The sequence below is a fragment of the Enterobacter cloacae complex sp. 2015409 genome (genome assembly GCF_041365315.1).
GTDB classification, from domain to species: Bacteria; Pseudomonadota; Gammaproteobacteria; order Enterobacterales; family Enterobacteriaceae; genus Enterobacter; species Enterobacter pseudoroggenkampii.
Map to the genome: position 1 here is coordinate 70,875 of NZ_JBFTVM010000003.1, position 19,747 is coordinate 90,621.

General features: G+C 54.7%; 23 protein-coding genes and 1 pseudogene. 12 read left to right on the forward strand and 12 right to left on the reverse strand.

Translation table 11 applies throughout. The features are described from left to right. The first annotated feature begins 127 nt into the window (after positions 1–127). From lptF to mtgA, 5 genes are all read left to right on the forward strand, one after another. Positions 128–1,228: an LPS export ABC transporter permease LptF gene (gene lptF / locus ACDO57_RS16295; protein WP_024906345.1), complete on the forward strand. Its 1,101-nt coding sequence runs from the start codon at positions 128–130 to the stop codon at positions 1,226–1,228. Then, positions 1,228–2,310 (forward strand): LPS export ABC transporter permease LptG, encoded by a 1,083-nt coding sequence (gene lptG / locus ACDO57_RS16300; RefSeq protein WP_024906346.1) that lies wholly within the window; start codon positions 1,228–1,230, stop codon positions 2,308–2,310. The genes lptF and lptG overlap by 1 nt, the downstream gene beginning before the upstream one ends. A gap of 135 nt (positions 2,311–2,445) precedes the next feature. Continuing rightward, positions 2,446–4,779, forward strand: coding sequence for an aerobic respiration two-component sensor histidine kinase ArcB (gene arcB, locus ACDO57_RS16305; RefSeq protein ID WP_024906347.1), 2,334 nt, complete (start codon positions 2,446–2,448; stop codon positions 4,777–4,779). A gap of 232 nt (positions 4,780–5,011) precedes the next feature. Then, entirely contained in the window at positions 5,012–5,665 is a 654-nt protein-coding gene (elbB, locus tag ACDO57_RS16310; protein WP_370884353.1) for an isoprenoid biosynthesis glyoxalase ElbB, read from the forward strand. Further along, positions 5,662–6,387 carry a monofunctional biosynthetic peptidoglycan transglycosylase gene (mtgA, locus tag ACDO57_RS16315; RefSeq protein ID WP_148770237.1) on the forward strand — a complete coding sequence of 242 codons (726 nt, stop codon included), beginning with the start codon at positions 5,662–5,664 and terminating at the stop codon, positions 6,385–6,387. Before elbB ends, mtgA begins: the two co-directional genes overlap by 4 nt. 39 nt (positions 6,388–6,426) lie before the next feature. On the opposite strand, the gene npr is transcribed toward mtgA, so the two are convergent. The 11 genes and pseudogenes from npr to ACDO57_RS16370 all read right to left on the reverse strand — a co-directional run bounded on the left by npr (position 6,427) and on the right by ACDO57_RS16370 (position 14,334). After that, positions 6,427–6,699: a PTS phosphocarrier protein NPr gene (gene npr, locus ACDO57_RS16320; protein WP_003861872.1), complete on the reverse strand. Its 273-nt coding sequence runs from the start codon at positions 6,697–6,699 to the stop codon at positions 6,427–6,429. Beyond that, a complete protein-coding gene (gene rapZ, locus ACDO57_RS16325) occupies positions 6,696–7,550 on the reverse strand; it encodes an RNase adapter RapZ (protein ID WP_014885397.1) in 855 nt (284 codons plus the stop codon). The genes npr and rapZ overlap by 4 nt, the downstream gene beginning before the upstream one ends. A gap of 45 nt (positions 7,551–7,595) precedes the next feature. Beyond that, the gene (gene ptsN / locus ACDO57_RS16330) at positions 7,596–8,087 is read right to left on the reverse strand and encodes a PTS IIA-like nitrogen regulatory protein PtsN (protein ID WP_008501443.1); all 492 of its coding nucleotides are present in this window, start codon (positions 8,085–8,087) and stop codon (positions 7,596–7,598) included. Positions 8,088–8,169: 82 nt separating this feature from the next. Beyond that, positions 8,170–8,457 (reverse strand): ribosome hibernation promoting factor, encoded by a 288-nt coding sequence (gene hpf, locus ACDO57_RS16335; RefSeq protein ID WP_008501444.1) that lies wholly within the window; start codon positions 8,455–8,457, stop codon positions 8,170–8,172. Positions 8,458–8,479: 22 nt separating this feature from the next. Next, positions 8,480–9,913, reverse strand: a complete 1,434-nt coding sequence (gene rpoN / locus ACDO57_RS16340; RefSeq protein ID WP_024906351.1) for an RNA polymerase factor sigma-54 — start codon at positions 9,911–9,913, stop codon at positions 8,480–8,482. A 47-nt stretch (positions 9,914–9,960) separates the two neighbouring features. Further along, positions 9,961–10,686: an LPS export ABC transporter ATP-binding protein gene (lptB, locus tag ACDO57_RS16345; protein WP_025756692.1), complete on the reverse strand. Its 726-nt coding sequence runs from the start codon at positions 10,684–10,686 to the stop codon at positions 9,961–9,963. Positions 10,687–10,692: 6 nt separating this feature from the next. Continuing rightward, a complete protein-coding gene (gene lptA / locus ACDO57_RS16350) occupies positions 10,693–11,247 on the reverse strand; it encodes a lipopolysaccharide ABC transporter substrate-binding protein LptA (protein ID WP_370884267.1) in 555 nt (184 codons plus the stop codon). Further along, positions 11,216–11,791: an LPS export ABC transporter periplasmic protein LptC gene (gene lptC, locus ACDO57_RS16355; protein ID WP_024906353.1), complete on the reverse strand. Its 576-nt coding sequence runs from the start codon at positions 11,789–11,791 to the stop codon at positions 11,216–11,218. Before lptC ends, lptA begins: the two co-directional genes overlap by 32 nt. Beyond that, positions 11,788–12,343: pseudogene (kdsC, locus tag ACDO57_RS16360) on the reverse strand (3-deoxy-manno-octulosonate-8-phosphatase KdsC). The gene lptC and the pseudogene kdsC overlap by 4 nt, the downstream one beginning before the upstream one ends. A 14-nt stretch (positions 12,344–12,357) precedes the next feature. Beyond that, entirely contained in the window at positions 12,358–13,344 is a 987-nt protein-coding gene (gene kdsD, locus ACDO57_RS16365; RefSeq protein ID WP_008501450.1) for an arabinose-5-phosphate isomerase KdsD, read from the reverse strand. 12 nt (positions 13,345–13,356) lie between these two features. Beyond that, the gene (locus ACDO57_RS16370) at positions 13,357–14,334 is read right to left on the reverse strand and encodes a calcium/sodium antiporter (RefSeq protein ID WP_023309354.1); all 978 of its coding nucleotides are present in this window, start codon (positions 14,332–14,334) and stop codon (positions 13,357–13,359) included. 227 nt (positions 14,335–14,561) lie between these two features. On the opposite strand from ACDO57_RS16370, the gene mlaF reads away from it, so the two are divergent. From mlaF to murA, 7 genes are all read left to right on the forward strand, one after another. Beyond that, positions 14,562–15,374 carry a phospholipid ABC transporter ATP-binding protein MlaF gene (gene mlaF, locus ACDO57_RS16375; RefSeq protein WP_024906354.1) on the forward strand — a complete coding sequence of 271 codons (813 nt, stop codon included), beginning with the start codon at positions 14,562–14,564 and terminating at the stop codon, positions 15,372–15,374. 7 nt (positions 15,375–15,381) lie between these two features. Continuing rightward, on the forward strand, positions 15,382–16,164 hold the full coding sequence (gene mlaE, locus ACDO57_RS16380) for a lipid asymmetry maintenance ABC transporter permease subunit MlaE (protein WP_010436044.1): 783 nt from the start codon (positions 15,382–15,384) through the stop codon (positions 16,162–16,164). Positions 16,165–16,168: 4 nt separating this feature from the next. Beyond that, the gene (gene mlaD / locus ACDO57_RS16385; protein WP_061716413.1) at positions 16,169–16,717 is read left to right on the forward strand and encodes an outer membrane lipid asymmetry maintenance protein MlaD; all 549 of its coding nucleotides are present in this window, start codon (positions 16,169–16,171) and stop codon (positions 16,715–16,717) included. Between the two features lie 18 nt (positions 16,718–16,735). Continuing rightward, a complete protein-coding gene (mlaC, locus tag ACDO57_RS16390) occupies positions 16,736–17,371 on the forward strand; it encodes a phospholipid-binding protein MlaC (RefSeq protein WP_024906356.1) in 636 nt (211 codons plus the stop codon). Continuing rightward, entirely contained in the window at positions 17,371–17,664 is a 294-nt protein-coding gene (gene mlaB / locus ACDO57_RS16395; RefSeq protein ID WP_370884268.1) for a lipid asymmetry maintenance protein MlaB, read from the forward strand. The genes mlaC and mlaB overlap by 1 nt, the downstream gene beginning before the upstream one ends. A 126-nt stretch (positions 17,665–17,790) precedes the next feature. Continuing rightward, positions 17,791–18,045 (forward strand): BolA family iron metabolism protein IbaG, encoded by a 255-nt coding sequence (gene ibaG, locus ACDO57_RS16400; RefSeq protein ID WP_008501458.1) that lies wholly within the window; start codon positions 17,791–17,793, stop codon positions 18,043–18,045. A 50-nt stretch (positions 18,046–18,095) separates the two neighbouring features. Beyond that, positions 18,096–19,355 carry a UDP-N-acetylglucosamine 1-carboxyvinyltransferase gene (gene murA, locus ACDO57_RS16405; protein WP_024906358.1) on the forward strand — a complete coding sequence of 420 codons (1,260 nt, stop codon included), beginning with the start codon at positions 18,096–18,098 and terminating at the stop codon, positions 19,353–19,355. A gap of 60 nt (positions 19,356–19,415) precedes the next feature. Here the strand turns inward: murA and sfsB are convergent, their stop codons facing one another. Next, positions 19,416–19,703, reverse strand: a complete 288-nt coding sequence (gene sfsB, locus ACDO57_RS16410; RefSeq protein WP_024906359.1) for a DNA-binding transcriptional regulator SfsB — start codon at positions 19,701–19,703, stop codon at positions 19,416–19,418. Positions 19,704–19,747 lie beyond the last annotated feature (44 nt).

The window sequence follows — 19,747 nt, forward strand, 5'->3', positions numbered from 1 at the left end:
AAGCGTGAATCCGCTGGATGTTTTAATCTTAGCGATGATTTCGACGACTCAAGAGAATAAATGACGTTTAAGCCATGAAACAAGCGAAATTCCTGCAAAGAGACGGGTTTTTACGGGCGTATTTAAAGTGATAATCATAAGATATCTGGTGCGGGAGACGCTCAAAAGCCAACTGGCGATCCTCTTCATCCTGCTGCTGATTTTTTTCTGTCAGAAGCTGGTTAAGATCCTCGGTGCGGCCGTTGACGGCGAAATTCCAACAAATCTGGTGCTTTCCCTGCTTGGTTTAGGGATCCCGGAAATGGCGCAGCTCATCCTGCCGCTAAGTCTTTTCCTTGGCCTGCTCATGACGCTTGGGAAACTCTACACCGAGAGTGAAATCACGGTGATGCATGCCTGTGGTCTGAGCAAAGCGGTACTGGTGAAAGCGGCCATGATACTGGCGCTGTTCACGGGTATTGTTGCCGCGGTGAATGTGATGTGGGCGGGCCCCATGTCTTCCCGTCATCAGGACGAAGTGCTGGCCGAAGCGAAAGCCAACCCCGGCATGGCGGCGTTAGCCCAGGGGCAGTTCCAGCAGGCGACCGACGGCAACTCCGTGCTGTTTATTGAGAGCGTTGACGGCAGTAAATTCAACGACGTCTTCCTGGCGCAGTTACGTCCCAAAGGTAACGCGCGTCCTTCCGTGGTGGTGGCAGATTCCGGTCAGCTTGCTCAGCGCAAAGATGGTTCTCAGATCGTGACGCTGAATAAAGGCACCCGTTTCGAAGGCACCGCGATGCTGCGCGACTTCCGTATCACGGATTTCCAGAACTATCAGGCCATTATCGGCCATCAGGCGGTGGCGCTCGATCCAACGGATACCGAGCAAATGGACATGCGGACCCTCTGGAATACCGATACCGACAGAGCGCGCGCTGAGTTCCACTGGCGTATTACGCTCGTCTTTACCGTGTTTATGATGGCGCTGATTGTCGTTCCGCTGAGCGTGGTGAACCCTCGCCAGGGACGCGTGCTCTCTATGCTGCCGGCGATGCTGCTTTACCTGATCTATTTCCTGCTGCAAACCTCGATTCGTTCTAACGGCGCGAAGGGTAAGCTGGACCCTATGGTCTGGACATGGTTCGTCAACAGCCTGTACATCTTACTGGCGCTAGGGTTAAACCTGTGGGATACGGTGCCTGTGCGCCGCATACGTGCCCGATTCTCGCGTAAAGGAGCCATCTAATGCAGGCGTTTGGCGTTCTTGATCGCTATATCGGTAAAACCATTTTTACCACCATCATGATGACCTTGTTCATGCTGGTGTCGCTCTCCGGCATTATCAAATTTGTCGATCAGCTGAAAAAAGCCGGGCAGGGGAGCTATGACGCGATGGGCGCGGGGATGTATACCCTGCTCAGTGTGCCGAAAGATGTGCAGATCTTCTTCCCGATGGCGGCCCTGCTGGGCGCGCTGCTGGGGCTGGGAATGCTGGCGCAGCGTAGTGAGCTGGTCGTTATGCAGGCCTCAGGCTTTACCCGCATGCAGGTTGCGCTGTCGGTAATGAAAACCGCGATCCCACTGGTGCTGTTGACCATGGCGATCGGCGAGTGGGTCGCGCCGCAGGGCGAACAGATGGCGCGTAACTACCGTGCGCAGGCAATGTACGGTGGCTCTCTGCTCTCGACTCAGCAAGGTTTATGGGCGAAAGACGGTAAAAACTTCGTCTACATCGAGCGGGTAAAGGGGAATGACGAACTGGGTGGGGTGAGCATCTACGCTTTCGATGACCAGCGCCGTCTGGAGTCCGTTCGCCACGCCTCTTCGGCAAAATTTGACGCCGAACATAAGCAGTGGCGGTTGTCCCAGGTTGATGAATCTAACCTGACCGATCCGAAACAGATTACGGGTTCTCAGACGGTAACCGGGACGTGGAAGACCAACCTGACGCCCGATAAGCTCGGGGTCGTGGCGCTGGATCCAGACGCGCTCTCCATCAGCGGTTTACACAACTATGTGAAATACCTGAAGTCGAGCGGGCAGGATGCGGGACGTTATCAGCTCAACATGTGGAGCAAAATCTTCCAGCCGATGTCCGTGGCGGTGATGATGCTGATGGCGCTGTCGTTTATCTTCGGCCCGTTACGCAGCGTGCCGATGGGCGTGCGCGTCGTGACCGGTATCAGTTTCGGCTTTGTGTTCTACGTGCTCGACCAGATCTTCGGTCCGCTGACGCTGGTTTATGGCATTCCGCCGATAATTGGTGCGCTGCTGCCAAGCGCCAGTTTCCTCCTGATCAGCCTCTGGCTGTTGTTGAAACGCTCCTGATTGACCTCTCCTCGCTTCCGGTTCACCGGGAGCGAGGCTAATCTCCTGTTTCACCCCGCACTTTTTCTCACAACCTTCAACGCCTCGCCCTGAATTTGAGTATTATTGAGCGATAAAGTCGTGAAGGGATCCTCTATGAAGCAAATTCGAATGCTTGCCCAGTATTACGTCGACCTGATGATGAAGCTTGGGCTGGTGCGTTTCTCTATGCTGCTTGCGCTGGCGCTGGTCGTTCTGGCCATTGTCGTGCAAATGGCCGTCACCATGGTTCTGCATGGTCAGGTCGAGAGTATCGACGTCATCCGCTCCATCTTCTTTGGCTTGCTTATTACCCCCTGGGCGGTCTATTTCCTTTCCGTGGTGGTTGAACAGCTGGAAGAGTCCCGTCAGCGTTTGTCTAAGCTGGTCGATAAACTGGAAGAGATGCGCGAGCGCGACCTGAAGCTCAACGTCCAGCTTAAAGACAACATTGCGCAGCTGAACCAGGAGATTTCAGATCGTGAGAAGGCGGAGGCCGAGCGCCAGGCCACGCTGGAGCAGCTGAAAATCGAAATGAAAGAGCGCGAGGTCACGCAGATCCAGCTTGAGCAGCAATCCTCTTTCCTGCGGTCGTTCCTCGATGCTTCGCCGGATCTGGTGTTTTACCGTAATGAAGATAAAGAGTTTTCCGGCTGTAACCGGGCGATGGAGTTGCTCACCGGGAAAAGCGAGAAGCAGCTGATTAACCTGAAACCGCAGGACGTTTACTCTGAAGAGGCGGCGGCCAAGGTCATGGAGACCGACGAAAAAGTCTTCCGTCATAACGTCTCGCTGACCTATGAACAGTGGCTGGATTACCCGGACGGACGCAAAGCCTGCTTTGAGATCCGTAAGGTGCCCTACTATGACCGCGTGGGGAAACGCCATGGCCTGATGGGCTTTGGCCGCGACATTACCGAGCGTAAGCGCTATCAGGATGCCCTTGAGCGTGCCAGCCGCGACAAGACCACCTTTATCTCCACCATCAGCCACGAGCTGCGTACGCCGCTTAACGGCATCGTCGGGCTGAGCCGTATTCTGCTGGATACCGACCTGACCGCAGAGCAGGAAAAATACCTCAAGACTATCCATGTTTCGGCGGTCACGCTGGGTAATATCTTCAACGATATTATTGATATGGATAAGATGGAGCGCCGTAAAGTTCAGCTTGATAATCAGCCTGTTGATTTCACCAGCTTCCTTGCCGATCTGGAAAACCTGTCCGGCCTGCAGGCGCAGCAGAAGGGGCTAAGTTTTGTCATGGAGCCAACCCTGCCGCTGCCGCATAAAGTGGTGACTGACGGTACGCGTTTGCGCCAGATCCTGTGGAACCTTATCAGCAACGCGGTGAAATTTACCCAGAAGGGGCAGGTTGCGGTGCGCATCCGCTTTGACGAAGGCGACATGCTGCACTTTGAGGTAGAGGACTCCGGGATGGGTATTCCGCAGGAGGAGCAGGACAAAATCTTCGCCATGTACTACCAGGTGAAGGACAGCAACGGCGGAAAACCAGCTACCGGAACGGGCATTGGCCTGGCGGTCTCTAAACGACTGGCGAAGAGCATGGGGGGCGATATCACCGTTGCCAGCCAGCCGGGCAAAGGGTCAACCTTCACGCTGACGGTCCATGCGCCGGCGGTGGCGGAAGAGGTAGAAGATACCTTTGAAAATGACGATATGCCGCTGCCTGCGCTGCACGTCCTGCTGGTGGAAGACATTGAGCTGAACGTGATCGTGGCGCGCTCCGTGCTGGAAAAACTGGGCAACAGCGTGGATGTCGCGATGACCGGCAAAGCCGCGCTGGAGATGTTTAAACCCGGCGAATACGATCTTGTTCTGCTGGATATTCAGTTACCGGATATGACCGGGCTGGATATCTCGCGCGAGCTGACGCGTCAGTACGCGGCCGACGAACTGCCGCCGCTGGTTGCCCTGACGGCGAACGTACTGAAAGATAAAAAAGAGTATCTCGATGCCGGTATGGACGATGTACTCAGCAAGCCGCTGGCGGTGCCTGCTCTGACCGCCATGATTAAGAAGTTCTGGGATACCCGTGATGAAGAGGAGAGCACCATGACGTCTGTTGATAGCGCAAAAGCCCAAACGATACTCGATACCGCGATGCTGGAGCAGTACATCGATCTGGTCGGCCCGAAACTGATTACCGATGGTCTGGCGGTGTTCGAAAAAATGATGCCGGGCTATCTGAGCGTGCTGGAATCAAACCTGACGGCGCGTGACCAGAAGGGCATCGTGGAAGAAGGACATAAAATTAAAGGTGCCGCCGGTTCGGTTGGCCTACGCCACCTGCAGCAGTTGGGTCAACAGATTCAGTCGCCTGATTTACCTGCATGGGAAGATAACGTGGGTGATTGGGTTGAAGAGATGAAGCAAGAGTGGCAAAACGATGTGGCGGTGCTTAAAGCCTGGGTTGACGCCAGAAAAAAATGACCCCGGATTAACCGGGGTGCGCGAATACTGCGCCAACACCAGGGAAATCGTGGCTGCGCCTGTTTTTAAACGTTATTTTCGAAAGGGCGCCGCCTGAAAAATTTAGGCCGCACGCAGATAAGATAGCAAATCTTAAATGGTTTGTTACATGAATCAGTGAAATGTGTGAAGCATAGCGTTTTAATCAAAATTATTAATGTGCTTCAGCAAGTTGCAGAAAAGGATTGTCATGATGAAAAAGATTGGTGTCGTGCTGAGCGGATGCGGTGTTTACGATGGTACTGAGATACACGAAGCCGTCATTACGCTGCTGGCCCTGGCTAAGCAGGGAGCAGAGGTGATTTGCTTTGCGCCAGACAAAAATCAGGTGGATGTGATTAACCATCTGACCGGTGAACCAATGGCGGAAACCCGTAATGTACTGATTGAAGCCGCGCGTATTGCGCGAGGTGATATCCATCCTCTTATTCAGGCAGACCCTACAGAGCTTGATGCGCTCATTGTGCCGGGTGGGTTTGGCGCGGCCAAAAATCTCAGTACCTTTGCTGCGCAGGGCGCGGAGTGTCAGATCGATCCTCATCTGAAAGCGCTGTCGCAGGCTATGCATGCGGCAGGAAAACCGCTGGGCTTTATCTGCATCGCACCAGCGATGTTGCCTAAGATTTTTGATTTCCCGCTGCGCCTGACCATCGGGACGGATATTGATACCGCAGAGATCGTCGAGGAAATGGGGGGCGAACACGTTCCGTGCCCGGTAGATGACATTGTGGTTGATGAAGATAACAAAATTGTCACCACGCCTGCGTATATGCTGGCGAAGAATATTGCAGAAGCGGCTATGGGGATCGAAAAGCTGGTCGCCCGCGTGCTGGTGTTGGCTGAATGAGTCGTCAATCCGGTGCCGGCGCGTGGGTAAAACGCACCCTGTTGCGCATCGTTCTGGTGCTGGCGGTGTTTTGGGGCGGTGGACTCGCCCTGTTCAGCATTATGCCAGTCCCGTTCTCCGCCGTGATGGTTGAACGCCAGCTCGGCGCGTGGCTCAGCGGCGATTTCAGCTATGTTGCCCACTCTGACTGGGTAAGCATGGACGAGATCTCGCCGTTCATGGGGCTGGCGGTCATCGCGGCGGAGGACCAGAAATTCCCGGAGCACTGGGGGTTCGACGTGGCGGCCATTGAGAAGGCGCTGGCCCATAACGAACGCCATGAAAACCGCGTGCGCGGTGCCTCAACCTTGTCGCAGCAGACGGCCAAAAATCTGTTTCTGTGGGACGGCCGCAGCTGGGTGCGAAAGGGGCTGGAAGCGGGGTTGACCCTGGGGATGGAAACGGTCTGGAGCAAAAAGCGCATTCTGACCGTCTATCTCAACGTCGCTGAATTTGGCGACGGTATTTTTGGCGTGGAAGCTGCCGCGCAGCGTTATTTCAATAAGCCAGCCAGCCGTCTGAGCATGTCAGAAGCAGCACTATTGGCAGCTGTCTTACCTAATCCCATCCGCTTTAAAGCCAGCGCCCCATCAGGGTACGTGCGAAGCCGTCAGGCGTGGATCCTACGCCAGATGAATCAGCTGGGTGGAGAGGGTTTTATGCAGCGTAACAATCTTATGTAGGGCGGGTAAGCGCAGCGCCACCCGCCGAAGGGGCGAACGCTAGTCTTCGTCAAATCCGGCGTTAAACAGGGCAATCACCGCCGCCAGCGCTTCCTCTTCCTGAGGTCCTGTGGCTTCGACTTCAATCTGGCGCCCTTTGGCGGAATCCAGCATTAGCAGGGCGATCACGCTGTTCGCTTCCGCTTCGGTACCTTCGTCATTCCGCAGCAGAACCTCTGCATCGAAACCCTGCATCAGCTCAAACAGTTTCATCGCCGGGCGTGCATGCATACCCAGCTTATTGGTGATCTCAACGGTTTGTTTTACGGTCATGTTTTACGTTTTTCCAGCGTGCGATGACGGGACTGAACGTTCTTCCCGCGCGAGCGGAAATAGTCGGCCAGCTGTTCGGCGATATAAACCGAACGATGTTTACCGCCGGTACAGCCAATCGCCACCGTCAGGTAGCTACGATTGTTTGTCTCCAGCATAGGTAACCATAGCTCAAGGTAGCTTCGCGTCTGGTAGATAAAATTGTGAACTTCTGTGTGCCGGTCGAGGAAGGCCGCGACGGGTTTATCCAGACCGGTCATGGGACGCAGCTTCGGATCCCAGTGCGGGTTCGGCAGGAAGCGCACGTCGAAAACGTAATCCGCATCGATTGGAATGCCGTGCTTAAAGCCGAAGGATTCGAACACCATCGTCAGTTCGCGCTCGCGCTTGCCCAACAGTCGGGTACGCAGCATTTCCGCCAGCTCGTGAACGGACATCTCAGAGGTGTCGACAATCAGGTCGGCACGAGAGCGCAGCGGCTCCAGCAGATCGCTCTCTTCATCGATCGCGCTCTCCAGTGAGAGGTTCTTACTGGAAAGCGGGTGCAAGCGACGGGTATCGCTGTAGCGACGGATCAGCGTATTGCGGTCTGCATCAAGGAAAAGCAGCTGAGGCGAAAACGCATCAGGCAGGTTGCTCATGGCCTGCTCGAAGATCTCTGGCGATTCAGGCATGTTACGGACGTCGATGCTGACGGCGGCAGAGGTTTGTCTCTCCGCAAGCGTGCGGGCCAGGTCGGGCAATAACACGACCGGCAGGTTATCTACGCAGTAAAAACCCATGTCTTCCAGCGCGCGCAGAGCAACGGATTTCCCCGACCCTGAACGGCCACTGACAATCATCAGCACCATGTTCCGTTTCTCCTCAGGACAACAGATGTGAAGGCCATCTCCTGGTTATGCATCATCCTGATTGCCTTCTGCTTCAGTGATAATCTGATAGAGCTCTTCATCACTTTGGGCCGAGCGCAGTCGACGGCAAATAGTTTTATCGGCCAGACGTTTTGCGACCAGCGACAGCGTATGCAGATGGGTTTTCGTCTGGTCGGCAGGCACCAGCAGCGCGAAGAGGAGATCGACGGGCTGGTTATCAATGGCATCGAAGGCGATCGGTGTTTCAAGCTGCACAAACACACCAACGGCACGCAGGGTATCCTCTTCCAGTTTGCCGTGCGGGATCGCGATGCCGTTGCCGATGCCGGTACTGCCCATTTTTTCACGGGTCAGAATCGCCTCGAATACCACCTGCGGCGGCAGGCCCAGCTGTTTTGCGGCCAGTTCACTGATGATTTCCAGCGCACGTTTTTTGCTCTGGCAGTGAACCGCACTGCGGGTACATTCCTGGTTAAGGACATTGCTCAGTTGAAGAGCGGAATCGTTGTTCATCATAATTTCACCTAAGCGCTAACTGTACAAATGGCCTGTTGTGTTTCACAACAGGCCGTCCTGCACCCGTTAACTGCCCGGACAATTAGTGTTGTTTCAGTTTATCTTTATGTTTATTGAGCTGTCGTGCAAGCTTATCAATCAAGCCGTCGATAGCAGCGTACATGTCTTGCCCTTCCGCACTGGCATGCAGTTCACCCCCGTTAACATGCAGGGTGGCATCCGAGATATGAGTCACTTTCTCCACTTTCAACACAATATAGACCTGATTGATCCTTTCGAAATACTGCTCGAGTTTTGCAAACTTCGCGTTCACAAAGTCGCGTAAAGCCTCAGTAATTTCGACGTTTTGTCCAGTGATGTTGAGCTGCATAGTGTCTTCCTTATCGGTTGTGTCAGACCAGCTGTTTACGCTGGTTGGACGGCGGAATGGATAAAGACTCTCGATACTTCGCAACAGTACGACGTGCCACCATAATACCCTGATCGGACAGCATGGTGGTTAACTTACTGTCGCTTAGTGGCTTCGCGGGGTTCTCCGCGGCGATCAACTTCTTCACCAGGGCTCGAATGGCCGTTGACGACGCTTCGCCGCCGCCCTCGGTATTCACATGGCTGGAGAAGAAATACTTAAGCTCAAAAATACCGCGTGGACTGTGCAGATACTTCTGCGTGGTGACACGGGAAATGGTTGATTCATGCATTTCGACGGCCTGGGCGATATCCGCCAGTACCATCGGTTTCATATACTCTTCGCCCTGCTCAAAGAACGCCTGCTGCTGTTCGACAATACAGCGGCTGACGCGTAGCAGCGTATCATTTCGGCTCTCCAGACTTTTGATCAGCCATCGCGCTTCCTGCAAATTGCTACGAATATATTGATTGTCGGAGTCGTTACGCACGCTGGTGCACATGGAGGCATACTGCTGGTTGATTTGCAGACGAGGGATGCTGTCTGAATTCAGTTCAACGACCCAGCGGCCATTGTGTTTTCTGACCAGCACATCCGGGATGACGTACTCGGGCTCGCCGGTCTGGATCGACTGTCCCGGGCGCGGATCGAGCGACTGGATCAGATTCACCGCTTCTTTCAGCACCTCTTCCTTCAGGCGCGTGACGCGCATCAGGGAACGGAAATCGTGGTTAGCCAACAGATCCAGATGATCGCTGATGATTAAGCGCGCCTCGTCGAGCCACGGCGTCTCTTTGCTGAATTGAGAAAGCTGGATCAGCAGGCAGTCGCGCAGATCTTTTGCGGCCACGCCTACCGGATCGAAACGCTGGATGCGCTTCAGAACGGCTTCAACTTCCTCAAGCTCTATCTCGTCGTCGCCCATGCTTTCCAGAATATCGTCCAGCGTGACGGTCAAATAGCCAGTGTCGTCAACGGCATCGACAATTGAGGTGGCAATCGCGCGGTCGGTATCGGAGAAGGGAGTAAGTTCCACCTGCCACATCAGGTAATCCTGCAGTGACTGGGTGGTTTCGCCCTGGTAGACCGGTAGCTCATCATCCTGGTAGTCTGCACGCGTACCGGAAGGGGTTCCGGCGGTGTAGATTTCATCCCAGCTGGCATCCAGCGGAAGCTCGTCCGGCATCTCTTTTTGTTCGAGTGCATCCGCGGTGTCGAGCGCTTCTGTATCCTGCGATTGCTGGGTATCTACCTCGTCATGAAGATCGGTTTGTTCCAGCAGGGGGTTGCTGTCCAGCGCCTGCTGGAGTTCCTGCTGAAGTTCTAACGTGGACAGTTGCAACAGGCGAATTGCCTGCTGTAGCTGCGGCGTCATCGCCAGTTGTTGGCTGAGCCTTAATTGCAAACCTTGCTTCATGTTCAGAGCATTTTTCTCCGGTTCGGCGTTACGTTACCTCTACCCTATCAGAGTCTGAAGTCTTCCCCAAGATAGACGCGCTTAACATGATCGTCTTCGAGGATCTGCTGCGGCGTACCGTGGGCGATCAGATTGCCCTGGCTCACAATATACGCGCGTTCACACACGGCCAGCGTTTCACGGACGTTGTGGTCGGTGATCAGTACGCCAAGCCCGCTGTCACGCAGGTGTTCAATGATACGTTTAATGTCGATAACCGAGATCGGGTCAACGCCCGCAAACGGTTCATCCAGAAGGATAAACTTCGGGTTTGCGGCCAGCGCACGGGCAATCTCAACACGACGGCGTTCGCCCCCGGAGAGAGCCTGACCGAGGCTGTCGCGCAGATGCTCAATGTGGAACTCTTCCATCAGCTCGTTGGCACGATCCTGACGCTGTTCGCTGGTCAGATCGTTACGAATTTGCAGGACCGCCATCAGGTTATCGTAAACGCTAAGACGACGGAAAATGGAGGCTTCCTGCGGCAGGTAGCCGATCCCGCGACGTGCGCGCGCGTGCAGCGGCAGAAGACTGATGTCTTCATCGTCAATGACAATGTTGCCGGCATCGCGCGGCACAATGCCAACGACCATGTAGAAAGTGGTGGTTTTACCCGCACCGTTAGGGCCAAGCAGCCCTACAATTTCGCCGGAGTTGACGGTCAGACTGACATCTTCTACGACACGGCGGCCCTTATAGGCCTTCGCGAGATTTTTTGCAGTTAATGTTGCCATAACGAATTAGTTACTCTTCTTCTGTGCCGAGGCCTGGCCTTTGCCTTTGTCCTGCAGCTGCGACGGAACCAGTACGGTGGTGACGCGTTTGCCTTTCTCGCTGGAGGCCTGCATTTTTTGCTCTTTTACCAGATAGGTAATCTGGTCGCCGGTAATGTTGCTGTCCAGCTGTTCCAGGTACGCATTACCGGTCAGGATGACCAGGTCCTTCGCCAGCTCATAGTGCATGTGCGTAGCGTGACCTTTCACCGGCTTGCCATTGTCCTGCATCTGGTAGAAGGTGGCCGGGTTACCGTAACCATCAATGATCTCTTTGCCCTGCTCGCCACCCGGACGGGTCACGACCACTTTGTCGGCGTTAATTTTGATGGTGCCCTGAGTCATGACGACGTTACCCGTGAAGGTGACGACATTGCCCTGCATATCGAGAGACTGGGTATCGGACTCGATATGGATCGGTTGGTCGGTATCGCCCGTTACAGCAAGCGCGGGGAGACTGGTCGCCAGCATCGCGCTGGCGATAATTACTTTAAGGCTGAGTTTGTTTGTTTTGAATTTCATAGGAGGTTCTAACCTTTTCAATCAGCTCGGCGTTTTTGCTGCGTAAGTTCCCGCGCATTCTCAAACCGCTGGAATTAAATGTTGTGCCATACAGTGTGACCAGATCCTGCGACGTCACGTCCTGGGTTACCAGGTTGATCTGGGCATTATCCGTCGTAATTTTTCGTAGCTGCGAGTCAGCGGTCAGGGCGTTGACTTCAACGTGGCCATACAGATAAAGCATACGGTCATTTGTCAGTTTTGCCCGATCTGACTTAATTGACCACGTCGGCACTTTGTCCTTATCAAATGTGGTCATGACAGGTTGGGTAAACCACGAAATACCATCATCTGAAAAATATTCAACATGCTGGGCAATCAGGCGATAGTTCAGCGCGCCTTCAGGGCTGTAGACCACGGTGTCGCTGTGATCGCTTTTATAGGTTGGATCGTTATTGTTGATCACTTCCGTTTGCGTATCGTCGCGATCGGCAAGGTTCACGCCAATCAATACCAGTGCGACAAGCGAAAGCAAAATGATAATCCAACGTCTGGTTTTACTCATATCGATTGCCCTTTGGCCTCATCAAGCTTGCCCTGCGCCAGCAGGAGCAGATCGCAGACTTCACGTACGGCACCGCGGCCCCCGTTGATATGGGTAACATAGTCAGCGCGCGGGATCAGCAGCGGATGCGCATCGGCAACGGCGATGCTCAGCCCAACTTCAGCCATCACGGGCCAGTCAATCAGATCGTCCCCGACGTAGGCCACGTTTTCCGGTGCGATAGCCAGTTTACCCAGTAAATCTTTAAACGCCGCCATCTTATCGGATTGCCCCTGATACAGATGGGTAATGCCTAAGGTTTCACAGCGGTCTTCTACCAGTTTAGCTTTTCGCCCGGTGATGATAGCCACCTCAATACCTGAGGTGAGCGCACAGCGGATACCGTAGCCGTCGCGAACGCAGCTCTTCACCATTATTGCCCATGTAAATCAGGCCATCGGAGAGTACCCCATCCACATCCAGGATGAGCAGACGGACATTTTCCGCCTTTGCCATCATCTGGGTACTGACCGGACCATAACAGGTTGCAAGGGATGCACCCGCATTACTCATTGTCTTATCCTTCATTACACTACGCCTGCGCGCAGCAGATCATGCATATGTACCACACCCAGCAACTGGTCGCCATCGGCAACCATAACGGAGGTGATATGGCGGGACTGCATCAGGTTCAGCACATCCACGGCCAGCGTACCCGGACGCACGCGGATACCGCCTGGCGTCATCACGTCGGCAATGCCGAGCGTGCGGACATCGACACCCATGTCGAACACGCGACGCAGGTCGCCATCGGTGAAGATCCCCTGAATTTTCATCAGATCGTCGCACACGACCGTCATCCCCAGATTCTTGCGGGTGATTTCCAGCAGCGCATCACGCAGGGAGGCTTCTTTACTGACGTGAGGGATCTCATCCCCGGTGTGCATAATATCGTTTACCCGAAGCAGTAGCTTGCGCCCCAGCGCACCGCCCGGGTGGGAAAGCGCGAAATCTTCCGGCGTAAAACCACGGGCTTCGAGCAGCGCGACGGCAAGCGCATCACCCATGACCAGCGCGGCGGTGGTGCTGGACGTCGGCGCCAGGCCGAGCGGGCAGGCCTCCTTGGGCACTTTCACGCACAGGTGAATGTCGGCCGCACGCGCCATGCTGCTTTCCGGACGGCTGGTCATGCAAATAAGCGGCACCTGCAGGCGCTTCAGTACCGGGATCAACGCCAGGATCTCATTGGACTCACCGGAGTTGGACAGCGCGATGACGATATCCTGCGGCGTGACCATACCCAGATCGCCGTGCGCGGCTTCCCCCGGGTGCACAAAGAAGGACGAGGTGCCGGTACTGGCAAACGTTGCCGCCATTTTGCGTCCAATGTGGCCGGACTTACCCATCCCCATCACCACGACTTTGCCGGCACAGTAGAATATCTTCTCACATGCCAGACTAAAATCCTGATTAATGTACTGATCTAACTGCGCCAGACCTTCACGTTCAATCTCCAGAACGTCTTTGCCTGCTTTCTGAAAGTCAAAACCCGGCTGCAATTCTATTTGCGACATAATGCGTTTCCGTTACCCAGAGAGAAGAGGCGAGAGCCAGTACAGCATCGCCATCCATACGATAAATCCACCCGTCAGCAGCGCGCCTGCGCCTTTGCCGATCTGTCGTTGCCGCCGCCAGCAGAGCAGGGCAAATATCACGCTGACCAATAACATCACGCCGTAGTCGCGTGAGAACGCCAGGGGATTAAAGGGCCCTGGCGTAATCAGGGCCGGCAGCCCCATCACAATGGCGATATTAAATATGTTGGAACCGATGATATTACCAATGGCAATGTCATCCTCACCTTTGCGTGCCCCCGCAATGGCCGTGGCCAGCTCCGGCAGGCTGGTACCGATGGCAATCACCGTCAGGCCAATGGTCAGTTCACTGATGGCGAAATAGTTCGCCAGCACCGTCGCGTTATCCACGACCATACGCGTTGCCATCGGCATGATGATCAGCGCAACGCCAAGCCACAGCAGGGCAACAGGCAGCGTGCCTTCTCGCGGAAGTTCGGCGACCTGCTCACGCGTGAGGCTATCCTGGCCCTGCTTTTCAGCCAGACGGGCGATTTTAACACTATACAGCAGCCAAATAACGGCCAGCGCCAGCAAGAAAATGCCGTCGCTGTAGCTCAGTACACCATCGTAAAATACGCACCCTGCCAGCAGACTTACGATTAACATTAGCGGCAATTCACGGCGCAGAACATCAGAATGCACGCGAAATGGATGGAGCAGTGCCGCCAGGCCTAAAATCAAGAGTATATTGACGATGTTAGAGCCAATCGCAGTGCCGACTGCCAGGTCTAACTGACCATGCAGCGATGCCGAGACAGAGACGATGATTTCAGGAAGTGACGTTCCAACACTGACCACGGTCATCCCGATGACGACAGGCGGTACGCCCGTCAGGCGACACAGGATAGATGCAGCAAACACTAAACGGTCAGCACTGTAGACCACCAAAAGTAAACCAATTATTAACAGTGCTGTTGCTAAAAGCATCAAAAGTCCTTTCTTCAGGTATACTCGTCGGTCCATCGCGCGGAAATGGCTGGACTGCATACAGTCTGAGGCGTAACGAATTCCTAATTTTGACTTTATGCGCCGGAAAAGTAAAACAAATGCCAGCTTTCGCTAACCTCAACGGCTATTATTCTGTAAAAATGCGGAGTTGAGGGCTGATTCAGGCAGCATGCCTTAATGTGAGCAGGGTAATAAAGGAACCATAAATGAGCCAAACGATGGCGAATTTAGTCGATGTTCGCGGTGTGAGTTTTTCTCGCGCCAACAGATTGATATTTGATGATATTTCGTTGACCGTACCGCGTGGCAAGATCACTGCCATCATGGGGCCGTCCGGGATCGGTAAAACGACCCTGTTGCGCCTTATTGGTGGGCAGATCCCACCGGATAGCGGTGAAATTCTCTTTGATGGCGAAAACATCCCGGAGATGTCACGCTCGCGCCTGTATACTGTCCGCAAACGCATGAGCATGCTCTTTCAGTCTGGAGCCTTGTTCACCGACATGAATGTCTTTGATAACGTGGCCTATCCGCTGCGCGAGCATACCAGCCTGCCGCCTGAACTGCTGAAAAGCACGGTGATGATGAAGCTTGAAGCCGTCGGTTTGCGGGGCGCCGCGAAACTGATGCCTTCAGAGCTATCCGGGGGGATGGCGCGCCGCGCCGCGCTGGCGCGAGCCATTGCACTCGAACCTGATTTAATCATGTTTGACGAACCGTTCGTTGGACAGGATCCCATCACGATGGGCGTGCTGGTGAAGCTCATCTCTGAACTGAACAGTGCGCTTGGCGTCACCTGCATTGTGGTATCTCACGATGTACCGGAAGTATTGAGCATTGCCGATTACGCCTATATCGTGGCGGACAAAAAGATCGTCGCGCACGGTAGCGCCCAGGCGCTGCAGGAGAATTGCGATCCGCGCGTGCGGCAGTTCCTCGACGGTATTGCCGATGGCCCTGTGCCGTTCCGCTACCCGGCGGGCGACTATCGTGACGATTTACTGGGAATAGGGAGTTAAGCCACTCATGCTGTTAAATGCGTTGGCCGCTCTCGGACACCGTGGCATAAAAACCATCAGGACGTTCGGGCGTGCCGGATTGATGTTATTCAACGCGCTGGTCGGCAAGCCGGAATTCCGTAAGCACGCACCGCTGCTGGTGCGGCAGCTTTATAATGTCGGCGTGCTGTCGATGCTCATCATCATTGTCTCCGGTCTTTTTATCGGTATGGTGCTTGGGCTACAGGGCTATCTTGTTCTGACAACCTACAGTGCGGAAACCAGCCTCGGGATGCTGGTGGCGCTCTCGCTGCTGCGAGAACTGGGGCCGGTTGTGGCGGCGCTGTTGTTCGCCGGGCGTGCGGGGTCAGCATTAACGGCAGAAATTGGCCTGATGCGTGCGACCGAGCAGCTCTCCAGCATGGAGATGATGGCGGTCGATCCGCTACGTCGCGTGATCTCGCCGCGTTTCTGGGCTGGGGTGATCTCTTTACCGTTACTGACTATTCTGTTTGTCGCCGTGGGTATCTGGGGCGGTTCGCTGGTTGGCGTGCACTGGAAAGGCATTGACGCCGGTTTCTTCTGGTCCGCGATGCAGGACGCCATTGACCTGCGAATGGATCTGGTTAACTGCCTGATTAAAAGCGTGGTATTTGCCATTACGGTCACGTGGATTGCATTGTTCAATGGTTACGATGCCATCCCGACGTCGGCGGGCATTAGCCGTGCAACTACACGTACCGTCGTACATTCGTCGCTGGCCGTACTGGGTCTGGATTTTGTGCTCACCGCACTGATGTTTGGGAATTGAGTTCATGCAAACGAGAAAAAATGAAATTTGGGTCGGTGTATTCCTGCTTCTGGCGCTGCTGGCCGCGCTGTTCATCTGCCTGAGAGCGGCGGATATTACGTCTGTGCGCACCGAGCCGACGTATCGCATCTATGCCACCTTCGATAACATCGGCGGGCTGAAGGCGCGTTCACCGGTCCGTATTGGCGGCGTGGTGATCGGACGCGTAACGGACATTACGCTCGATGAGAAAACCTATCTGCCACGCGTCGCGATGGATATCGAAGAGCGTTATAACCATATCCCGGACACCAGTTCCCTTTCTATCCGTACTTCCGGCCTGCTGGGTGAACAATATCTGGCGCTTAACGTCGGTTTTGAAGACCCCGAGCTGGGAACGACTATCCTTAAAGACGGTAGCGTCATTCAGGATACGAAATCCGCGATGGTTCTGGAGGATATGATTGGTCAGTTCCTTTACAACAGCAAAGGGGATGAGAAAAAATCCGATGCAGCCCCTGCGCAGAGCGAAGAGCATACCGACGCCGCACCGGCACCTGGTGCTGCGAATTAATTTCAGGAGAAGTCATTCATGTTTAAACGACTGTTAATGGTTGCCATGCTGGTCATCGCCCCTCTTACCGCTGCCCACGCTGCGGATCAGAGTAACCCGTACAAACTGATGGACGAGGCCGCGAAGAAGACCTTCGACCGCCTTACAAACGAACAGCCTAAAATTCGTGCTAATCCTGATTATCTGCGTGATGTCGTTGACCAGGAACTGCTGCCGTATGTGCAGATCAAATATGCGGGTGCGCTGGTGCTGGGACGTTATTACAAAGACGCGACCCCTGCGCAGCGTGAGGCCTACTTTGCCGCGTTCCGTGAATACCTGAAACAGGCTTATGGCCAGGCGCTGGCGATGTACCACGGTCAGACCTATCAGATTGCGCCTGAGCAGCCGCTGGGTGATGCGACCATCGTGCCTATCCGCGTAACGATCAACGATCCTAACGGCCGTCCGCCGGTTCGTCTGGATTTCCAGTGGCGTAAAAACAGCCAGACCGGCCACTGGCAGGCGTATGACATGATCGCCGAAGGCGTAAGCATGATCACCACCAAACAGAACGAGTGGAGTGACCTGCTGCGCACTAAGGGTATTGATGGCCTGACCGCGCAGCTGCAGTCCATTGCTCGTCAGAAAATCACGTTGGACGAGAAGAAGTAATGTCACAGCAACTCAGCTGGTCGCGTGAAGGCGAGACATTAATGCTGTCCGGTGAGCTGGATCAGGATCTGCTGAACCCCTTATGGGATAAACGCCATGAGGCTATGCAGGGCGTGACGCTTATCGACTTAACCGACATCACACGGGTCGATACGGCAGGCGTTGCGCTGCTTGCCCATCTGGTTGCGGTAGGGAAAAAGCAGGGGGCGAGCGTCACGCTTCGCGGCGCGAGCGATAATGTCGTTACCCTGGCGCAGCTCTACAATCTGCCTCAGGACGTATTGCCTCGTTAATATTTTCAGTGCGTTACTTCCGAAAGCCCTGACAGTTTCATCGTCGGGGCTTTTTGCTTGTTTAAGACGACGCCACTTTGCTCTAAGATGTTGGGCTTGTTTTCACTATCAGATGATTAAGAACCCATGGAAAATCATGAAATCCAGACAGTGCTGATGAATGCACTCTCCCTTCAGGAAGCCCACGTCACTGGCGATGGCAGTCACTTCCAGGTTATTGCTGTGGGTGAGATGTTCGACGGTATGAGCCGTGTGAAGAAACAGCAGGCTGTGTACGCGCCGCTGATGGAATATATTGCGGATAACCGCATCCACGCCCTGTCGATTAAAGCGTTCACCCCGCAAGAGTGGGCACGCGATCGCAAACTAAACGGTTTTTGAGCTGAGGGCGACAGGCCCGCAGCACGGTTGAATTTATAAGAGAGCACACAATGGATAAATTTCGTGTACAGGGGCCAACGCGTCTCCAGGGCGAAGTCACAATTTCTGGCGCGAAAAACGCCGCGCTGCCAATCCTCTTTGCTGCGCTGCTCGCGGAAGAGCCGGTAGAAATTCAGAACGTACCGAAGCTGAAAGATATCGATACCACCATGAAGCTGCTCACCCAGTTGGGCACGAAAGTCGAGCGTAACGGTTCCGTCTGGATCGACGCCAGCAAGGTGAACAACTTCTCTGCCCCTTACGATCTGGTGAAAACCATGCGTGCATCCATCTGGGCGCTTGGCCCACTGGTGGCGCGTTTTGGTCAGGGTCAGGTCTCTCTGCCGGGCGGCTGCGCTATCGGTGCGCGTCCGGTTGACCTGCACATCTTTGGTCTGGAAAAACTGGGCGCAGAGATCAAGCTGGAAGAAGGTTACGTCAAAGCGTCCGTCAATGGTCGTCTGAAAGGCGCGCACATTGTCATGGACAAAGTGAGCGTGGGCGCAACGGTGACCATTATGTCTGCGGCGACGCTGGCAGAAGGGACCACTATCATCGAAAACGCCGCGCGCGAACCGGAAATTGTGGATACCGCCAACTTCCTCGTGGCGCTGGGTGCGAAGATCACCGGTCAGGGTACCGACCGTATCACCATCGAAGGCGTTGAGCGTCTGGGCGGTGGTGTTTATCGCGTTCTGCCGGACCGTATCGAAACCGGTACCTTCCTGGTCGCTGCCGCGATCTCTGGCGGTAAGATTGTTTGTCGCAACGCGCAGCCCGATACCCTGGATGCGGTGCTGGCGAAACTGCGCGATGCGGGTGCGGATATCGAAATCGGTGAAGACTGGATCAGCCTTGATATGCACGGCCAGCGTCCAAAAGCGGTCAATGTGCGGACGGCACCGCATCCGGCGTTCCCAACGGACATGCAGGCGCAGTTCACCCTGTTGAACCTGGTCGCCGAAGGTACTGGCTTCATCACAGAAACCATTTTCGAAAACCGCTTTATGCACGTACCGGAGCTGATCCGTATGGGTGCGCATGCTGAGATCGAAAGTAATACCGTGATTTGCCATGGCGTTGAGAAACTGTCAGGTGCTCAGGTGATGGCAACCGATCTGCGTGCGTCTGCAAGCCTGGTGCTGGCGGGTTGTATCGCGGAAGGCACAACGATCGTGGATCGTATTTATCACATCGATCGTGGTTATGAGCGTATCGAAGATAAACTGCGCGCGCTGGGTGCCAATATCGAGCGTGTGAAGGGCGAGTAATCGTTCCGGCAGCCCCCTGCCAGCAATGACCGGGGGGTTGCTGTTCCTGTCAAAAACGCATTACTTCTGCGGTTCTCTTTTTGCCTTTCTCTGGCGAATCATGCGCGTTCTGTCGATAAATTCATGGGTGATGGGATCGTGGTAGCGCGAAGGCCAAATCACCCACGGATGCGTATCCAGCGCCGTCGCGATGATTAATTCTCCCTTGGGCCAGGGGCGGGTGAGGGCGTTTGCCAGAGTTGAAGAACTCAGTCCATGGCGGCGGGACTCTGCTGCCAGTGAAGTGCCTCTTTTGCGCAGTGCGGCAATAATATCAGCCGTGTGCCAGTCGATAAATTTCGTATCCATAACGCAGTCCTTAAGTTCGGATTCACCTACGCCGTTTCTTCTGA

What these genes read in the sequence shown, in the direction of transcription:
- lptG (WP_024906346.1), top strand. Translation starts at nt 1,228, where the DNA reads ATGCAGGCGTTTGGCGTTCTTGATCGCTATATCGGTAAAACCATTTTT.
- arcB (WP_024906347.1), top strand. Translation starts at nt 2,446, where the DNA reads ATGAAGCAAATTCGAATGCTTGCCCAGTATTACGTCGACCTGATGATG.
- elbB (WP_370884353.1), top strand. Translation starts at nt 5,012, where the DNA reads ATGAAAAAGATTGGTGTCGTGCTGAGCGGATGCGGTGTTTACGATGGT.
- mtgA (WP_148770237.1), top strand. Translation starts at nt 5,662, where the DNA reads ATGAGTCGTCAATCCGGTGCCGGCGCGTGGGTAAAACGCACCCTGTTG.
- npr (WP_003861872.1), bottom strand. Translation starts at nt 6,699, where the DNA reads ATGACCGTAAAACAAACCGTTGAGATCACCAATAAGCTGGGTATGCAT.
- rapZ (WP_014885397.1), bottom strand. Translation starts at nt 7,550, where the DNA reads ATGGTGCTGATGATTGTCAGTGGCCGTTCAGGGTCGGGGAAATCCGTT.
- ptsN (WP_008501443.1), bottom strand. Translation starts at nt 8,087, where the DNA reads ATGATGAACAACGATTCCGCTCTTCAACTGAGCAATGTCCTTAACCAG.
- hpf (WP_008501444.1), bottom strand. Translation starts at nt 8,457, where the DNA reads ATGCAGCTCAACATCACTGGACAAAACGTCGAAATTACTGAGGCTTTA.
- rpoN (WP_024906351.1), bottom strand. Translation starts at nt 9,913, where the DNA reads ATGAAGCAAGGTTTGCAATTAAGGCTCAGCCAACAACTGGCGATGACG.
- lptB (WP_025756692.1), bottom strand. Translation starts at nt 10,686, where the DNA reads ATGGCAACATTAACTGCAAAAAATCTCGCGAAGGCCTATAAGGGCCGC.
- lptA (WP_370884267.1), bottom strand. Translation starts at nt 11,247, where the DNA reads ATGAAATTCAAAACAAACAAACTCAGCCTTAAAGTAATTATCGCCAGC.
- lptC (WP_024906353.1), bottom strand. Translation starts at nt 11,791, where the DNA reads ATGAGTAAAACCAGACGTTGGATTATCATTTTGCTTTCGCTTGTCGCA.
- kdsD (WP_008501450.1), bottom strand. Translation starts at nt 13,344, where the DNA reads ATGTCGCAAATAGAATTGCAGCCGGGTTTTGACTTTCAGAAAGCAGGC.
- ACDO57_RS16370 (WP_023309354.1), bottom strand. Translation starts at nt 14,334, where the DNA reads ATGCTTTTAGCAACAGCACTGTTAATAATTGGTTTACTTTTGGTGGTC.
- mlaF (WP_024906354.1), top strand. Translation starts at nt 14,562, where the DNA reads ATGAGCCAAACGATGGCGAATTTAGTCGATGTTCGCGGTGTGAGTTTT.
- mlaE (WP_010436044.1), top strand. Translation starts at nt 15,382, where the DNA reads ATGCTGTTAAATGCGTTGGCCGCTCTCGGACACCGTGGCATAAAAACC.
- mlaD (WP_061716413.1), top strand. Translation starts at nt 16,169, where the DNA reads ATGCAAACGAGAAAAAATGAAATTTGGGTCGGTGTATTCCTGCTTCTG.
- mlaC (WP_024906356.1), top strand. Translation starts at nt 16,736, where the DNA reads ATGTTTAAACGACTGTTAATGGTTGCCATGCTGGTCATCGCCCCTCTT.
- mlaB (WP_370884268.1), top strand. Translation starts at nt 17,371, where the DNA reads ATGTCACAGCAACTCAGCTGGTCGCGTGAAGGCGAGACATTAATGCTG.
- ibaG (WP_008501458.1), top strand. Translation starts at nt 17,791, where the DNA reads ATGGAAAATCATGAAATCCAGACAGTGCTGATGAATGCACTCTCCCTT.
- murA (WP_024906358.1), top strand. Translation starts at nt 18,096, where the DNA reads ATGGATAAATTTCGTGTACAGGGGCCAACGCGTCTCCAGGGCGAAGTC.
- sfsB (WP_024906359.1), bottom strand. Translation starts at nt 19,703, where the DNA reads ATGGATACGAAATTTATCGACTGGCACACGGCTGATATTATTGCCGCA.